Source organism: Aquimarina gracilis (assembly GCF_035285365.1).
GTDB classification, from domain to species: domain Bacteria; phylum Bacteroidota; class Bacteroidia; order Flavobacteriales; family Flavobacteriaceae; genus Aquimarina; species Aquimarina gracilis.
The window spans coordinates 373,276-390,991 of sequence record NZ_JAYKLX010000007.1 but is presented as its reverse complement, the minus strand read 5'-3'; the positions used below and the strand labels follow the sequence as shown (position 1 = coordinate 390,991).

The 17,716-nt window shown below is 34.3% G+C and carries 9 protein-coding genes; 5 read left to right on the top strand and 4 right to left on the bottom strand.

From position 1 onward, the window contains the following. Positions 1 to 161: 161 nt before the first annotated feature. The 4 genes from U6A24_RS16565 to U6A24_RS16550 all read right to left on the bottom strand — a co-directional run bounded on the left by U6A24_RS16565 (position 162) and on the right by U6A24_RS16550 (position 11,368). Complete coding sequence (locus U6A24_RS16565) at positions 162 to 3,896, bottom strand: amino acid adenylation domain-containing protein (RefSeq protein ID WP_324181106.1); 3,735 nt, start codon at positions 3,894 to 3,896, stop codon at positions 162 to 164. A gap of 266 nt (positions 3,897 to 4,162) precedes the next feature. Next, the gene (locus tag U6A24_RS16560) at positions 4,163 to 6,139 is read right to left on the bottom strand and encodes a DUF3857 domain-containing protein (RefSeq protein ID WP_324181105.1); all 1,977 of its coding nucleotides are present in this window, start codon (positions 6,137 to 6,139) and stop codon (positions 4,163 to 4,165) included. 12 nt (positions 6,140 to 6,151) lie between these two features. Then, positions 6,152 to 8,080: a DUF3857 domain-containing protein gene (locus U6A24_RS16555; protein WP_324181104.1), complete on the bottom strand. Its 1,929-nt coding sequence runs from the start codon at positions 8,078 to 8,080 to the stop codon at positions 6,152 to 6,154. A gap of 9 nt (positions 8,081 to 8,089) precedes the next feature. Beyond that, a complete protein-coding gene (locus U6A24_RS16550) occupies positions 8,090 to 11,368 on the bottom strand; it encodes a tetratricopeptide repeat protein (RefSeq protein ID WP_324181103.1) in 3,279 nt (1,092 codons plus the stop codon). Positions 11,369 to 11,681: 313 nt separating this feature from the next. On the opposite strand from U6A24_RS16550, the gene U6A24_RS16545 reads away from it, so the two are divergent. The 5 genes from U6A24_RS16545 (at position 11,682) to U6A24_RS16525 (ending at position 17,644) form a co-directional block, all read left to right on the top strand. Continuing rightward, the gene (locus U6A24_RS16545; protein WP_324181102.1) at positions 11,682 to 13,961 is read left to right on the top strand and encodes a TonB-dependent receptor; all 2,280 of its coding nucleotides are present in this window, start codon (positions 11,682 to 11,684) and stop codon (positions 13,959 to 13,961) included. Positions 13,962 to 14,097: 136 nt separating this feature from the next. Next, positions 14,098 to 15,210 (top strand): PQQ-dependent sugar dehydrogenase, encoded by a 1,113-nt coding sequence (locus tag U6A24_RS16540; protein WP_324181101.1) that lies wholly within the window; start codon positions 14,098 to 14,100, stop codon positions 15,208 to 15,210. A gap of 1 nt (position 15,211) precedes the next feature. Beyond that, positions 15,212 to 15,676 (top strand): c-type cytochrome, encoded by a 465-nt coding sequence (locus U6A24_RS16535; RefSeq protein ID WP_324181100.1) that lies wholly within the window; start codon positions 15,212 to 15,214, stop codon positions 15,674 to 15,676. Positions 15,677 to 15,760: 84 nt separating this feature from the next. Further along, the gene (locus U6A24_RS16530) at positions 15,761 to 16,507 is read left to right on the top strand and encodes a hypothetical protein (RefSeq protein WP_324181099.1); all 747 of its coding nucleotides are present in this window, start codon (positions 15,761 to 15,763) and stop codon (positions 16,505 to 16,507) included. 51 nt (positions 16,508 to 16,558) lie between these two features. Beyond that, positions 16,559 to 17,644: an anhydro-N-acetylmuramic acid kinase gene (locus tag U6A24_RS16525; protein WP_324181098.1), complete on the top strand. Its 1,086-nt coding sequence runs from the start codon at positions 16,559 to 16,561 to the stop codon at positions 17,642 to 17,644. Positions 17,645 to 17,716 lie beyond the last annotated feature (72 nt).

The following is a 17,716-nucleotide window of genomic DNA, read 5'->3' as shown; positions in this document are numbered from 1 at the left end:
GAAAATAGGTATTGAAAAATTGCTCACCAGGGAACACAAAATAATACTATCATTTTGATCTAAAGTTTCGGCTACTTCAAAATTGCATAAACGTATGACTAGAAGTTTATATTATTTTTACAAACTTCTAGTCTAACTAAAAATCATTCGGATTTCAATTTCTAAGAATTAACCAGAGCATACACCTGGCGTTGATCTACGATTCGCCCAATAAACCATATAAATGGCTCGACTTGCCCCTTTAGTACACAGGTCCCTTTGCAGATATTATGAAGCAGTCCTTGTATGTCAGATGATTGTAAAGCTGCAAATGCAGTCCCCTCTGTAAAAAACAATGAACAGGAAGGTAAGTCAAAATCTACATGTGTCCCCAATGTTACCTTTCCATTTTTGACTAAAATTATAATCGCATCAGATTCTTCAGAAATACTAACAGATATTGCAAGATTTGGTGTTGCAACAGAAGCTTCGGCTATAGATTTGTTCAAATAGTCAGCAAATGTATTGGCCCATACCTTAACATCAGAATATTCTATGCTTAAATATTCCCCTTCATCTAGTGTTATACTAAGTTGTTTATCCACTTCACGTTCGGCTTCAATAAGAGCCTCTAGTGTTTTGTCCACATCTTCGCGTGTATGAGCAGCTGAACAAATAAGTCTTAAACGACCTCGACCACTTTCTACAATTGGATATGTAACTGCCGATGTTTGAATACCGCGTTGGTACAGGCTCTGTACTATGGCATAAAGTTTATCCTTGTCACCAAAATGAGGAGTAACTATAGGTCCATCACCGGTCCCTAAATCATACCCTGCATCTTCAAATCGCTGACGCATGTAACGAGTAGTATCCCATAGGCGTTCCCGCAATGGTTTATCGGTACGAAGACGACGTAATGCAGTGAGTGCTGCCGCCATATCTGCCGGGCTAATCGAAGCCTGAAAAATATAGGCTCTGGAAGACGATTTTAAAAGGTCAACATGTTCCTGGCTGGCTGCAACAACTCCTCCCAAACTACCCAAGGCTTTGCTGAGCGTTGTCATGATAAAATCTACTTCTTCGGTAACTCCTTGTGCAGCACAAATACCAGCTCCATCTTTACCATAAAAACCAAAAGAATGTGCCTCATCGACTAGAACGAGTGCATTGTATTTTTTTGCGGTACGTACGATTTCTGCAACTGGTGCAGCACCTTCTCCCATGCTGTACACCCCTTCTAGAACTACCAAAATAGTACGGTAAGGTGATACTTCCGACTCAAGAACAGCCTCCAAATCAGATACATTGTTATGCTGAAATGTTCTAATAGTTGCTCCGCACAAACGAGCTCCATCAACAATAGACGCATGACAAAGCTGATCAATAACCACAACATCATTTTTTCCCAGAAGTCCCGCAACAGCTCCCACATTAGCCGTATATCCTGTAGGAAACAAACAAGCACTTGGTTTCCCGACTAAATCTGCAAACTCTGCCTCGAACTCAAGGTGTTGATTAGTCATGCCTGAAGCCGCAGCCGAAGTACCCATTCCGGTACCAAAACGCTCCAGGGCAATAGAAGCTTCTTCAATGACTTTTTGATCACGGTTCAAACCCAGATATAAATTAGTGGTCCATATAATCGCTTCTTGTTCTTCGTCATTATAGGCATCTCCCACTATTCCTCTGGTCGCGCTTCCTGTACGCAACACCTTGCTATAAGGGTTTCTGCGATCATCGTTTACCATCTTTAAGACTTCTTGAACAAGTTTACTCTTATCGGTGACATTCCATGCAGATGCCTTTGCTGCCTGAAATGTTGGATGACTAGACTGAATATGTGCTTGGAAACTAGCCAATGAATCTATTGCTACGCCAGGTCTCTCATCAGAAATACACTTATCGGTACCGGTTCCTTTCATATTAAGGATATAATCAACAAGAGCATTGGGAGTAGGGTTTTCAAAAATCGAATGAGGTGACAACTTGTACCCCAAAGCCCTTCCTAGTCGACTACTCAGTTCGAATGTAGTTAATGAGTCCAGACCCATACCATCAAAAGAATGGTCTGGTAGCACTTGTGTGGCATCAACCAAATTAAGAAGATTAGCTACTTCACTTTGAATACCCCTAAGAATAGCTTCTTTTAGTTGGTTGGTTGATCCTACTAGACTTGCTAATAACTTTCTAGAACTATCAACTTGATCCGCGCCTGGCTCAAACTGCACTTTCGTTTCGAGTGTCATAAGTTTTTTACGATCAAGCTTGTCATTGGGTAGAAGAGGAAGTGCATTAATATATTTTACAATTTGAGGAACCATATAATTTGGTAATCGTTGTGATAAATACGACTTTATTTGTGCTTCTGTAACTGTTTTATTTCGGCAAACCACATATACCATGAGTATTTTCTGGCCCATACCACCATCTACGGCCGCCGCGGCCGCAGCATCTACGCCTTGCATCGACTCAAGTGTAGACTCAATTTCTTCAAGTTCAATTCTAAACCCTCTAATCTTTACTTGTTGATCGACTCTACCAAGAAATTCGATTTCTCCATTTTCTGTCCAGGAACACAAATCACCGGTTTTATACAATCGGTTATCTGGGATCAAATCACTAGGTTCGATCTCAATAAAACGTTCTTTGGTTAATACTTCATCGTATAAGTACCCACGAGCAAGCTTGCTTCCAGCTAGATACAATTCCCCTGCCTTTCCAACAGAAACAGGTTGTAAAGTATCGTCCAAAATATATGCACGTGAGTTTGGCACCGAATTACCAATTGTAACAACTTTAGTGCCCTTGGGAACTTCGGCAATAGTTGAATATACAGTATCTTCGGTAGGGCCATATGCGTTGAATACTCGCAAAGTAGGTTTTTGTGCATACACCTGCTCGACCAACGAACGCTTAAGAGCTTCACCACCAAATACCAGACATTGTAAGCTTTCTGGTAATTTTTCGGTAGCAAGTAACGCTTGTACCGCCGATGCAACCATCACACAAGTCCTTACTTGATTTACAGCTGGAAGTTTGTTTAATTCTAGTGCGTTTTTCGCTAAAATAATAGTGCCTCCCAGTGATAAAGTCCCCATAATTTCCATCACCGAAGTATCGAAACAAACAGAGGCTGCTGCAAGTACACCTTTCAAGTCCTCATCACTAAATAATTCGCGCATAGACTGACGTAAGGACATAAATCCCTTATGTTCTACGGCAACTCCCTTTGGTTTTCCTGTAGAACCAGAGGTATAAATTACATATGCCAAATCATTGGATGATGGTATCACAGAGCTATCGGTATACCCCCTAAGTTTATCAATCCATATTAGCTCTTGTACTTCACTACATAAATTTGAAGCAATCTCATTATCTACTATAGCTGCAATAGCCTTTGAATGTTCTAACATATAGCGAACCCGATCTTTTGGATACGCAGGGTCCAACGGTACATATGCACATCCTGCCTGCATCACACCTATAAGAGCAGCAACCAATTCCCAAGAGCGATGCATACATACCCCAACCAACGATCCTGGTTTTACACCACGGTCCACGAGTTCTCCTGCTACCTCACTAGCTCGTTCCATAAGGCTTTTATAGTCAATTTTGGTCTTGCCATCTATGACGGCTATTCGTTTTGGATGAACCAACATTTGTTTCATAATTAGTCCGCAAATTGTGGTTTCCAAATCGTGATTAGTTTTTAGAGTTAGCCCTTTTTCCATTAATTTTCGCAAATCGTGGGTTGTCATTGTTATGATCTCTTCGGTATTTGCAATTCCTGCTGCATTCAACATGCTCCTTCGATTACTCTCGATTTCGGCTTTGTTTGAGCCCGTATTAAAGCTGTCAAATTTGTCTGTGTTGGTTAACAGTTCACTAAAAAACTGAGTTAATTTGTCGTCCATTTTATTTCTTCTTTTTTGTAAAAGTAAAGACCGTATAAGTCTGTAGAATCGAAATTAGGTATACAATAAGTAGACGTAGAGAAATAAGATGTTAAAAAAAAGTGTACAGGGGATAGACAAAACTTTATAAAAACATATAAATCAAATACTTAACACAAAATCCTCATTTATGATGTATAAAAATTCTAATCAACGTATATTAGAATATGTCAAAAAAAAGGGATAGAAACCCCTTGCCTCTATCCCTTTTTCTAAGCGTATAAAATTTATTTTTTCTCTAACACTAACGTGACTTTATTAAAATTTGCAGCACTGTTTATTACAGTTCGATACTCTTCATAAATAGGAAGATCTATAATATTTTGGTTATAATATTCCTTGATCGAAATTACCAATTTGTTATCTTTTATATCATAAGAAGACTTAAACATGAATAACTCTTCTTCATCTTTCTTGTAGGATTCGTCCATATTGATTTTATCAAGGTTCTTGAATTGATACCCCTCGGGTATTTGAACAATTATTTTTCTATCATAACTTCTTTCAAATTCATTCTCTACTGGAAGAACACGAGCTTTTTCTTGATACATCTCTTGTTGCGGACCTAGTAACTCCCCAACTTTAAAAAGATATTTATTACCTGCTTTTTCTACAAATTCTTCAGATTTCATGTTGGCAATAACTTGCAAAGGTTTATTGCCAAAATCTTTGGAAGAATCATTGTACATGGTTTTTTCAACAATTTCGACATTTTCATTAATAGACTTTATAATACCTTCTGCCATTTCATCCTTGTCTTCTTGCTTTGCTATATCCATGAAGGGTTGAACAAATACTGCATAGTATCCATCCATAGTGCGATCCATTTTTAAATTGGTAACGGTAAGATCCTCGCTATCAAAATTTACGTTCATAATGAGATTATAATTTGTCTTATCATAATTAACCGGTTTGATATATTTTACACTCCCAACTCCCGAAGTAAAACCACCCAAAGTAACCTGTTTTATAAATAGACCATAATTATCGGTAAAATAACCCGGTGGAAAGCCCAAACGTGATTCTAACTTTGTTGGAGCCATGTATAGCTTAATTTTAGGAAAATAAATCAAGTAATCTTGTAAGAAATTATAGGCCTCAAATGATTTATCAAACTTAAGCTCTCGACGGTCGCTTGTTAAAACAATTTGATGCTTAATATCTAATGCATTAAAAATAGCACCGTATAATTTCACCGCACCAGATTCGTTGGCGACTTTATTATCTATAATGCTTGTTAAATCTTCTAGATCTTCTCGTTTTACCTGGGTAACAAATACGTTGGTTTTAATGTAATTTTCAATGGCTCTAATTTTTTGAGTCAGATCTTCATCACTCACACCTTCAATAGAGGAAACAAATTTGTTAATCTTAGTTGTTGTTTTGGTATCATTTTCGCCATAAAGGGAACTGTAGACATTCTGGGATACGATACCGTAAGAAACAATTTCATTTGTTGGATTTGCTACATTATGCTTTAATTTATAGATCAAATATTTCATCATAGCTTCGTATGGAGCCTGCTCTTCATCTTCTAACCCTTCGATTTCATCTAAATGTAATTTCCAATGATTTTTTTCTGTATTTGCAGTATCCTTTACCATTTCTGGTAGACCATTATAACTTTTTGATTTGAAGATTAGGTTTGTAGGCGCATACAAATCAAATTCGACATTTTGTTTATCAAAATCAGACTGTAGCATGATCCTTTTTCCAGTATAATCAGGATATTTCTGCACTACATAATAATATTCAATAAAACTTCCTTTTTCTACACCTTCTAGAGCATAATACTTATAGGTTCTCTGTGTTTCGTCATCTTTGGCCGTAAGAACCTTTGAATCATCCAGTTCTTGAATTTTACCATCTGCAGTAATAACACGAGCTTTATTTTTAACAATTTCAGAACCTGTAGTGTAAGGAAGATAAACTTTATTGTATTCTTCGATTTTATCATTCGAGTTTAACCAATACAGTTTGTGAACCAATGAATATTCAACCAAAGCATTACCATCGATAAAAAAGAACTCGTTTACCACCTTATCCTTGAAAGCAACAATATCTTTATCCTTAAACTTATCTAATACTATATTTTCTATAGGTTTTTCTTGCCAGGTATACTCTTCATAAAAAGGTTTTTTTTGAGCAAACACATTACTAACAAGTAAGCCAAATATGACTAAAATCGGTTTTAACACTTTCATTCTATTCTTCGGTTATTTTTTATCTTTTAAAATAATCACTTCTTTGAAGTTCTTTTCTACTTTTTTTACAAGTTTATTTAATTCTTTTTGCTGATCCAGTGTAAGAAGTATAAAATTTTGATCTATATCCATTTCATAAACAATCCTATTTTCTTCTTGAGTATATTTGATAGAACAGCTAAAAAAATCATTAGATGTACTAAAATTTTCTGGGACATACGCTGCTACCATACTATCGGGTATTTCAAGAATTATCTTACATTTTTCATTCAGTTTATAACGGTATTCTCTATCGTTTTTACGATCTTTTTTAGATTTTAATCCGCTAATTCTTCTATTAAGGTTAAGATTAATAAAAGTTTCGTCTTCAAGACTATTCACATAATCATCTATGTTATAAGTATACTCGACAATAAAATCTTTGTCATAATCGTATTTATTGATTTCTTTGAATTCATCGACCAAGAACTTATTGCTTCCTTTTCGCAGCTCTTTGGTATAGACATCTTTGAGACCTTTTTCACTTTTCTCAATTTCAAGTGCATTATAGAAATCAATTTTTGGATATCCTGATAATCTAAATTTCCCTTTACCTTTTATTATTTTATCTTCAATTTTGATCACTGTTGAATCTATTATTGAATTTCTCTTTGCATCTATTACAGGAACTTCTTTGATTACAAAATCTTTTTCATTTATAGAAATTAATGCTTCTTTTCCCTGAATAAATGAAGAAGGCATATCGATAGGTATGTATCGACCTGTGGCGTCTAGAAAATAAGCGTTATCACCTTCTAAATAAGTTAAAATCATATGATTATCTACGGCTGGTGTTGGCACTTCATCGTATTTATAAGGAATGCTTCGTGTACCAATCCAGGTAAGATTACCTTTAAGCCCTGCAATGTCCAACATCTTGAAGAGAATACTGGAGTTATCCTTGCAATCTCCATATTTTTTGTTGAACACATCATTTGCTTCTCTAGGTATAAAACCTCCCAATGCATATTCGAAAGCTATATATTTGATATTTTCTTGCACCCAATAATAAATTGCTTTTACCTTTTCTAAATTGGTTTTTTTATTCTGAGTAAGAATATTTACAATCTTCTTAAGCTCTTCATCTGCCTCTTCTGTATTTACATCTTTTACCAGGGAATAATACCATCCATACAAATCGGATACATTATCCAATAGTTTTACATTATCGTTGCCAGATTTATATTCGGTAATTATTGGAATGATATGAGGAAAAGTATTTCTAAAATTGGGAGCACCACTATCGAGATCATATTCTTCAATATCATTGGCTTCCCAGGTATAAATTCTTTTACCTCTTTTCTCTTTTTCTGTAAAATTAATGTTGACTCCCTCGGTATTAAACTCCTTAAACTTTAAAGAAATATTTTTATCTACGCTAATAGTAACCTTACTTTTTACAATTGGTTTAAAATCTGCAAAATAAAATGAATTTAAAAACCTTGGATTCTTTATCCGTTCTCTGTACTTCAGCTTTGATTTTGCTCCGGGCTGTAGGCTTGGATAAATAAAGTTTATGGATTTACTATCGTCATAAAAAGATTGATCCATTTCATCTTTTTCGACAAAGTCTTTTACTTCTAACTCATTATACTTTCCATTTTCATATAGTAGCGAAGAGGCTTCAACAGATTCTATATCAAAAAACGAAGAATAGTTTATAGATCTCTTGGAACCATATGTGGCTGCTTTATCGAGATATAAATCTTCTTCAAAAATGTCTTGAGTAATCAAGATCTCATTATCCTCGAGACTTATATCAATTTTTCTTTCTTCAAGTAACCTAACGGCATGTGCATCTGGATATTTTTGTTTATATAATTCGTAAACAGGAGATTTCTGAGCAATTGTACACAAAGGAAACATCATAAGGGCTCCTGCAAAAAATAAAATCTTCTTCATAATCAACAATTATTTTTCTTGAATGTCATTGAAATAAGAACGTTCTTCAACAAGATTTCCGTTCTCATCATAATACTTGGTTATACCACTTCGGTTATCATTTACATAGTTTCTTTCTTCTTTGAGTTTACCATTTGGATAATATTTCCTGTATTTACCCTGTAATAAATCATGAAGATAGTTCATTTCTTTTTTAACAGTACCATCAGAATGATAAAAGACGTACACCCCATGGTTATCCCCATCTTTATAATTCGCTTTACGTTCTAATTGTCCTGAATAGTAGTATGCCTTAAATTCATTTATAAACGTTCCGTTTTTAAATTCCATCTGGATAGAGGGCTTACCATTATCAAAATATGCATTTACTTTCCCGGTAAAATTCTCTATTGGAATCATCGGCTTAAGCTTTCCATCGGAATCGTTGTAACTATATCCAATTATTTTATCGTTATGATAATATCTTACTAATTGCAATTTCCCTTCCTGGCTGTAAAATTTTCTTTCTCCATGAAGCTTACCATTTTTATATTGTGAAGTTTGCGTGCGTATACCTTCTTCATTAAATGTTTCAAAAACACCATCCAAGTTATTAAATTGATACCTATATTTCTCCTTTAGGTTTCCATCTTCATAAAATTCCTGCCATTCTCCAACCATATCACCATGATAATAATCCCCTTGTAAACTTACTTGTTCATTGTCGTAATACCATTTCCACGTGCCATGAAACTTACCATTAAAGTATTTACCTTCAATTACTTTTTTACCTCTATAATTATACCTTACATAGTCTCCATGTCGTATGCCATACAAGTAATTGGTAGTAGAATAAACCTTACCATTGTATTGTTTTATAGAAACGTTTTGATTCTTTTTTTTACGATCATAGATAACTTCTTGCAGAATCTCACCATCGGGACTATAAAAAGTTTCAGAAACCAGGTTTCCATATTTGTATATACCTTTACCAGAAAGCTTTCCTTCTACTCCATAATACTCTTGAGTACCATGTAACTGTCCTTTGTAAAAAAAATTCTTCTCTTTTATCTTACCATCATAATAATAGGTGATCCAGGTTCCATGACTTGCATCATCTTTATGCCATCCTTGTTTGGATATAGTACCATTTTTATGATATTTCACATAGTATCCAGTCAAAGAATCGTTATTATATTCGGTAACTGCCTTTTCTTGTCCCGATTTATAGTATTCAAAATATTTACCTTGTAACATATTATCTGCATACATTGCTTTATCTACCAAGACTCCATCTTGATAGTATTTCCATTCTCCCTCTTTTCCTCCTTTCACATCATACATACCTTCGGTTACCAGATCACCCAATGGGGAGTATCCCTGATAGTAAAATTCACCTTTTTTCTTTTCAGCTTCTTTAATAACACCTCCAGATTTATTGAAATATCTATACTCTACAAACTCGTCATTTTTGTACAAAAACTCATAATGTAATTTTCCATCAATGTCGTATTCTTTGTACAAACCATTTAGTTCTCCTTCATTATAAGTAAGCTCATTCATAATGGTTCCGTCTGGGTGATATAACTTCCAGTCGCCATCATAATATCCTTTGTTTGTTTTACCTACCTCAGATTTTGTGCCATTTTTGTGATATGTGTTATAAATTCCTTCAGAAACCCCATCGATATAGGTATATTCTGCCTTTAAGGTGTCATTATCAAAGTAAACCATTTCGGCACCATTAATTTTGCCATTAACGTAACTTCTTTTCTGAAAAAGCTTTCCATTGGCATGATAGTGCTCCAACTCACCATCTGGGCTACCATCTGCGTAATTAACAATATATTTTTGGGCAGATTCTCCTATACGATGATAAGAGCGATATTCACCATGAAGTTTATCTTCTGAAAAAAACTTTTTTTCAATCAAAGCTCCATTTTGATTGAATGTTTTATATTCTCCGTCGAGTTTCCCTTCTTTATAATTACATTCTATTTTTACATTTCCATTATCATAGAACGAGATGTATTTCCCATGTACTATTCCATTCACATAACTTTCTTTATCTGACACATTTCCATGATCATCGTACCACGTCCACTCATCCATTCGTCTTCCTTCTTCATCAAATTTTCCTCTTCCGGTTAGTTTCCCGTATTCATTGTACATTTCCCAGTTCCCAACCTTTTTTCCATCTTTACTAATACCTACAGCCTGAAAAGTAAATCCTTCAAACACATGCGAAACATTTTGCTTCTTTCCCTCGAACATTTGCTCGATATCACTACTCATTATCTCTTTCCATTTGACGTACGCCTGATCAATGAATGTCTTTACTTCTGAAGTATTCTTATCTACTATCTTTTTAAAAACGGGATTTTCTATAGAATATGAAATTGTGTATGTAAAATCATCAAAGTGGTCATTATCAAAAACCCATTTATAAAATGGAACATATTTCTTATCCCAAAAACCTCCATTACCTTCATAATCTTCTAATTGCTCAAAAAGCGCATGATTTTGCTTGGTCAAAGCTATATTGATCTTGTTTTTTATTTTATAATTAGTATTGAGCGCAATTCGATTATTAATGACCAAATCGATATCTTCAAAAGTTTCATCATCCTCGGATATTAAAATTCCTTTAGGTTTAGCCTCACTAGGTTTGGAAACCGAAGTATTTATCGAATTAAGAATAGCAAAAGATTTTTCTCCATCTGGGTTTAACAAAAGGTACATGTTAAAGGCCATCAGTGCCTGACTAATTTTATTTTCTAAATAACATATTTTACCCAATTGCAAATGGCTATCGGCATGAAAAGGATTAAGAATAACAGATTGCATGTAATTTTTTAGTGCCTTATCTGTTTTATCCAATTTTTCAAATACAATAGCGCGATTATAAAATAGCATATGGTTTTTGGGGAACTCCTCTATAGCCACTTTATATACTTCTAACGCTTCTTCAAGTCGATTTGAACGTAAAAAAGCTACTCCTTTGTTTAGCAAAAAAGAATATCTTTCTTCTCCATTTTGAAGTTCTAATCCGGTATTGGCTGTTTTTATGGCTTCATCATATTTTTTATCCTGGAGCAGATAATATGATTTTGTTACAAGAATTGATTCATACAATGAGTCATTAGGATTAATCTTATTGAGGTATTCAATCATTTTGGAATACTCTCTTTTCTCCTTGGATTCAGAAATTTCGTCTATAATATCATAGTAATCGACAAACTCAATTTTTTCCTGAGCATAAAAATTCACAGACGTTAATAACGTCACACATAAAATTATTTTCTTCATAAATTTGATTAAAGCCGAGTTGATGAAGTGTGAACAGAAACCACAATTTTATTCCCCCATAATGTTTCTGTATTAATCTTAATTACACAAACTTAAAATAAAACTACGAGATCACAAAGACTCTGGATCAAAAGCAGTTTTAGTTTTTATTCATAACCTCAGCAAATTATGTTTTAATTAGTATCCTATTTTTGAATTGGCAATAATACTATATCTTAGTTTCATTTTCTGAAACTGGTCAGCTTTCGTTAACAGAATCATGATTTTTAAATTCAATTATCTTTAGTTTCCGATATTTGAGTAAAAACAAATTTTGAAAAACACACTTTTACTTCTATTCCTTTTTACAATCCATTATGGGTTCTCTCAATTTAATGTAACTGGAATCGTTTATGACAACCTTACCAATACCCCAATTGAAAATGTCAAGGTTTTGGATACAACATCAGGTTCAAAAGTAGTAACCGATAAAAATGGTTTTTTTACAACTGTAGCCTCAGGCACAATTGTCGTTTCAAAGGAAGGATACTTCACCAAAGAAATAGAAATTAGTAAAAGTATTGATTTGACTATCGTACTAGATAAAAAAGTTACAAAACTAGAAGAAGTAGTTATCAACGATATTGCAATTCCAATAAAACATAAAGAATCAACTGAAGCAGTTTCGGTACTTTCTTCTCATGAAATTAATAGGGGGAATCTTTTGGAACTGCATCCAATTTTAAACAGGGTTCCCGGTGTTTTTATGCAAAATGGAACACTTAACACCAATAGAATTTCAATACGAGGCATTGGAGCTCGTAATTTGTTCGGCACGGCAAATATTAGGGCCTATTTTGGCGACATTCCTATAACCGATGGTAATGGAGAATCTTCTATCGAGGACCTCGAACTTGGTGCATTATCAAGTATAGAAATACACAAAGGTCCTTCATCCAGCAGTTATGGGGTAGGCTTGGGAGGAACTATTTTATTAAAGCCTGAAAATATTCATGAGCAAAAAACTGCAGGAACATTTTCTTCCTCATTTGGAAGTTATGGGTTAAGAAGGGTCCTCGCCAAGGCTTCACTAAAAAAAGAAAAAAACCATGTCACACTATTATATGGCAACACTCACAGTGACGGATATAGAGATAATAATAAATACGATCGCAATATCATAACACTTATGTCGGTCATAAACTCTGACGAAAAAAATAGTTTTGCTGTACTGGGAAGTTATGTTAATTTAAAAGCAGGAATACCCAGCTCATTAAGTCAAGTTGCTTTTGAAAACACACCCAGACAAGCAGCTTTTACATGGGGACGTTCTCAAGCCTTTGAAGATGTAGATTATGTTATATTAGGAATTACCTGGAAACACAAATACCACCCGAAACTCGAACAACACACAAGTGTTTTTGGGTCTCTTAGAAATAACCATGAACCCAGACCTTTTAATATTCAAAAGGAAAAGTCTAATACTTTGGGCATACGCAGTAGAGTTCTGGGAAATCATCTATTGGCAAAAAAACAACTTAATTGGGCTATTGGCGGTGAGCTTTTTTATGAAACTTATAATCAAAGAACTTTTGAAAATCTTTATGAAGACTTTCCGGTAGGCACAGGAAGTATTCGAGGTGCTCGACTTTCTGATCTTGACGAAAAGCGATATTACTACAATCTTTTTACCGAGGCCAATTATACCATTACAAAAAAACTAAAATTAAATATTGGCATTCACCTCAATCAAACTTTTTTTGATATCGAAGATAGTTTTTTATCTGATGGTGAAAATAACTCTGGATCGTTTGATTTTGACCCAATACTTTCACCAAAACTCGGAATTAACTATATGTTAAACCCTCATTTTTTCCTTTTCGGAAACATCGCTCATGGCTTCTCAACACCAACCACAGCAGAAACACTTTTACCAGACGGTTTATTCAATCCAGATATTAAACCAGAAATTGGTTGGAACTATGAGATCGGTTCGCGATTTTGGTTTCTTGAAAGGCTACATGGCTCACTATCCATATACACCCTTAGAATTGAAGATTTATTGGTGTCTCGAAGAACTGTTGAAGATAACTTCTTTGCTATTAATGCAGGAAAAACTATACATAATGGCATCGAGGCAGAAATCAATTACAGCCTGATTAGAAAAATGTCACATCAATTAAATTTCTTCATTAATACATCTATTAACGACTATAACTTTGATGAATTTATAGACATAGACAATAATTTTTCAGGAAATGATCTTACCGGGGTGCCTTCAGAAGTGATCAACCTGGGACTGGATCTTACTTCGACAAAAGGATTTTATGGAAACCTTAATTTTCAAACCGTGGGTAAAATTCCGGCTAATGATGCTAATACAATTTATAGCAATCGTTACGAACTACTTCACGGTAAAATTGGCTATAAAAGCAGTATAGGAAATCATTGGAATTATAATGTTTCGCTAGGAGTCAATAATATTCTTGACACAAAATACGCTTCTCAACTTCAGATCAATGCCAGAGGTTTTGGGGATAATGCACCAAGATACTTCTACCCTGGTTTGCCCTTTAATATGTATGGTGGGATTAACATAAATTATAGATTATAAAATAAATTTCTTTGTACTTTTCCAAAAAGATTAAACCATTTGAGATGAAACGAGCTATGACAAAGTTTTTGACACACACATCAAAAATGATGATTTAGCGAGTTCCATGTGACTTCTAAAACAATATTTTAAACACATGAAATTATCCTCATTCCTGTTTTTTTTGGTTATTATTTTCTCTGCATGCGCACAAACCAAAGAAAATGACATCACTTTACAACCGGATCCAAAAAACTATACCGTAGAAGTAGTAGTTCCCGAACTGCAAATCCCCTGGGGTATGACCTGGCTGCCAGACGGAAGCATGTTAATTACCGAAAAAAGAGGAGAGCTAATACATTTTAAGAGTGGAGAAAAAATTCTCATTAAAAATGTTCCAGAAGTCTACAATCGAAATCAAGGAGGATTATTAGATATAGAATTACATCCAAACTATAAAGAAAATGGCTGGATCTACATTACATATTCATCTAGAGAAGGAACAGAAAAAGGAGGCAATACAGCTCTAATACGTGCCAAGTTAGAAAATGATCAATTGACCAATATTGAAAAATTATACAAAGGTACTCCCAATACTACACGTGGACATCATTTTGGCTCGCGCATAGAATTTGATACTGAAGGCTACCTATATTTCTGTATAGGAGATCGCGGGAATCGAGACGTTAATCCACAAGATATCACCAAAGATGGCGGAAAAATATATCGTTTACATGATGATGGCAGTATTCCAAAGGATAATCCGTTTATAAATGAAAAAGGAGCAAAAAAGGCTATTTATTCATATGGACATCGCAATCCACAAGGAATGGCGATACATCCCAATGGGGCGATATGGGTTCATGAACATGGTCCAAGAGGTGGAGACGAAATAAATCCAATAAAAAAAGGTGTTAATTATGGATGGCCAGTAATCACCTACGGAATCAATTATAGCGGTACAAAAATTACAAACATTACTCAAAAAAAGGGTATGGAACAGCCACTTTACTATTGGACACCGTCTATTGCCCCTAGTGGTATGGATTTTGTCACCAGCGATAAATACCCTGATTGGAAAGGTGATCTACTGGTAGGATCTTTAAAATTTCAATATTTAGAGTTAGTAGAGTTAACCAAGAACAAAGTAACGGGCAGAAAAAAACTATTAGAAGACATGGGGCGAGTGAGAAATGTAAGGCAAGGTCCCGACGGATTTATATATGTCGCACTTGAAAACAAAGGTATAGTTAAGATAATCCCTAATTAAAATGACTCAATACTTAACAAAAACAGGCATATTCATTGCTTTAATCTTTATTACTTCGGTATCTATAATTGCTCAAAAAAGGTATTCAGAACCAAATTATGAGTCTGATACAAATATACCAACACAAGAACCAAGTTTGAAAGAAAGTATAGCCCGTGGAAAAGAAATTTACAACGATTTTTGCATGCAATGTCATTTACCCGATGGAAAAGGAACACCAAATGTTTTTCCACCATTGGCTGGGTCGGATTGGTTGGTAAATAAGCGTAAAGAAAGTATTCACTCTATAAAATATGGCCTAAATGGTCCTATTGTGGTAAATGGGATGTCTTACAACAGTGCAATGACGTCTCTTGGTATGGAAGATGAAGAAATCGCCGATGTAATGAACTATATCATGAACAGTTGGGGTAATACTCAAAAAAAAATGGTAACTTTAGAAGAAGTTAATAGTATCAAAAAATAATAATTTATTATTTTACGTTACTAATATTATTCTATCTTCAACACACACATGAGGGGCAAACATATACCAACCAAATTATTGTATATGAAGTTTTTAGCATTCTTTATACTGCTATCTACTTCAAAAACAATCAATGCCCAAATAACAGAAGATTCCCCCAATAAATATAGATTTAAGTATAAATCCGAGACCTATAAAGGAACTCGTATGCAAATAACCGATAAACTTAGAGCGCAAAAAAATGATTCTAAGTTTTCTAATATTCCAGATGAGATAGAAGAAGAATTGCACACACTTTTTATTGCTACCAAAAAACAACCGATACCCAAACACTATAAAAAGAATGCTATTATTTTTTTAAATGCTTTGTATAGCTATGAGGATTTTGCCAATGTTTATGAAAATGCACTTTATGAGGTCGTAAAAAAGGTAAAAAAAGACATGTATGTTGTTGATTTCAAGTTTGAGAGACAGTTCACAAAAGCCAAAGTGGTTCTGGATCGTGCCTTGAATGAAGATCTTTCGAACATAGAGAAATTTGATCAACTAAAAAAAGAACTTGTCGATGCACAAACCAAATTATCTTGTCATCGCTGGATGAAAAAGAAGTTTGAAAAATACAGGGATATTGATATCGTTAAGAACCCTGATGAACTTATGAAAGCTTTCAAAAAGTCTGAAGCCGTATATGTTTACAGGTTATACAATGAAAACAGCATTGAAGCGATTAAACCGTACTTGGAAAATCAAATCATCGATTTTTATTACAAAAAATCATTACCCGAAATCAATCCTGAAATACTAGATCTTCAGTATATCACCAAAATATAGTGGCTAGAAAAAGTAGATTGTCAAAATTATTTCCTTAGTTTGGGATTGTAAATGTCTATTCCTCAAAAAACATATAAAATTATTGGATTAATGTCTGGAACATCATTAGATGGATTAGATATTGCCTACTGTCATTTTGAAAAGAACAATAAAACATGGTCTTTTTCAATAGAAAAAACTGCCAGTATTAATTATACTTCAGCGTATAAAGAAAAATTAAAAAACACTGTAAATCTTGAAGCTTCAAAACTATTGGCTTTTCATAATGAATATGGAAACTGGTTGGGTGATCGTGTAAAAGAGTTTATACACAAAAACAATTTAGAAGTTGATTTTATAGCAAGTCACGGGCACACAGTTTTTCATCAACCCGAAATAGGACTTACTTATCAAATAGGGTCTGGGCAGCATATTGCAAATACCTGTAGCCAAAAAGTAATATGCAATTTTAGGGCTAATGATGTAGCCCTGGGCGGGCAAGGGGCACCATTGGTTCCCATTGGTGATCGCTTATTATTTGGTAACTACGATTTTTGTTTGAACTTGGGAGGAATAAGCAATATTTCTTTTGAAAATAATGATAAAAGAATTGCCTATGATATTTCACCAGTTAATATGCTTCTCAATTATATTTGCAAAAAAATCAACCTTGAATATGATGAAGGAGGTAAAATAGCAGCAACAGGCACTATAAATTATAATACTTTAAATCAATTAAATGCTTTAGCTTATTACAAACTCCCCTATCCAAAATCTTTGGGATATGAATGGTTCGAAAAAAATGTAATCTCAATTATTGAAGGTACCGAAGATACAGTGCAAAACATTTTACATACGTCGATACATCATATTGCTACTCAGATAGCGACTGTTATTAAGAATACCCAAAAAAGAGGTACACAATTGTTAATCACAGGCGGAGGAGCAAAAAATGACTTTTTAATCGAAACCCTTAGGCATGAATTACAAAGTGTTGCCAAAATAATAATCCCTTCCACTCAAATTATAGACTTCAAAGAGGCACTTATTTTTGCATTTATGGGTGTGCTAAGAGATCTAAATGAAATTAATTGTCTAAAATCAGTAACTGGCGCCAGTAAGAATTCTTGTTCTGGAGTAGTGTATTACCCTAGTTAGAAAGGATATATTGAATATTTCTTAATAAAAAGCCAAAACTCATATCTTTTACTGCATAATTACTCAAAAACA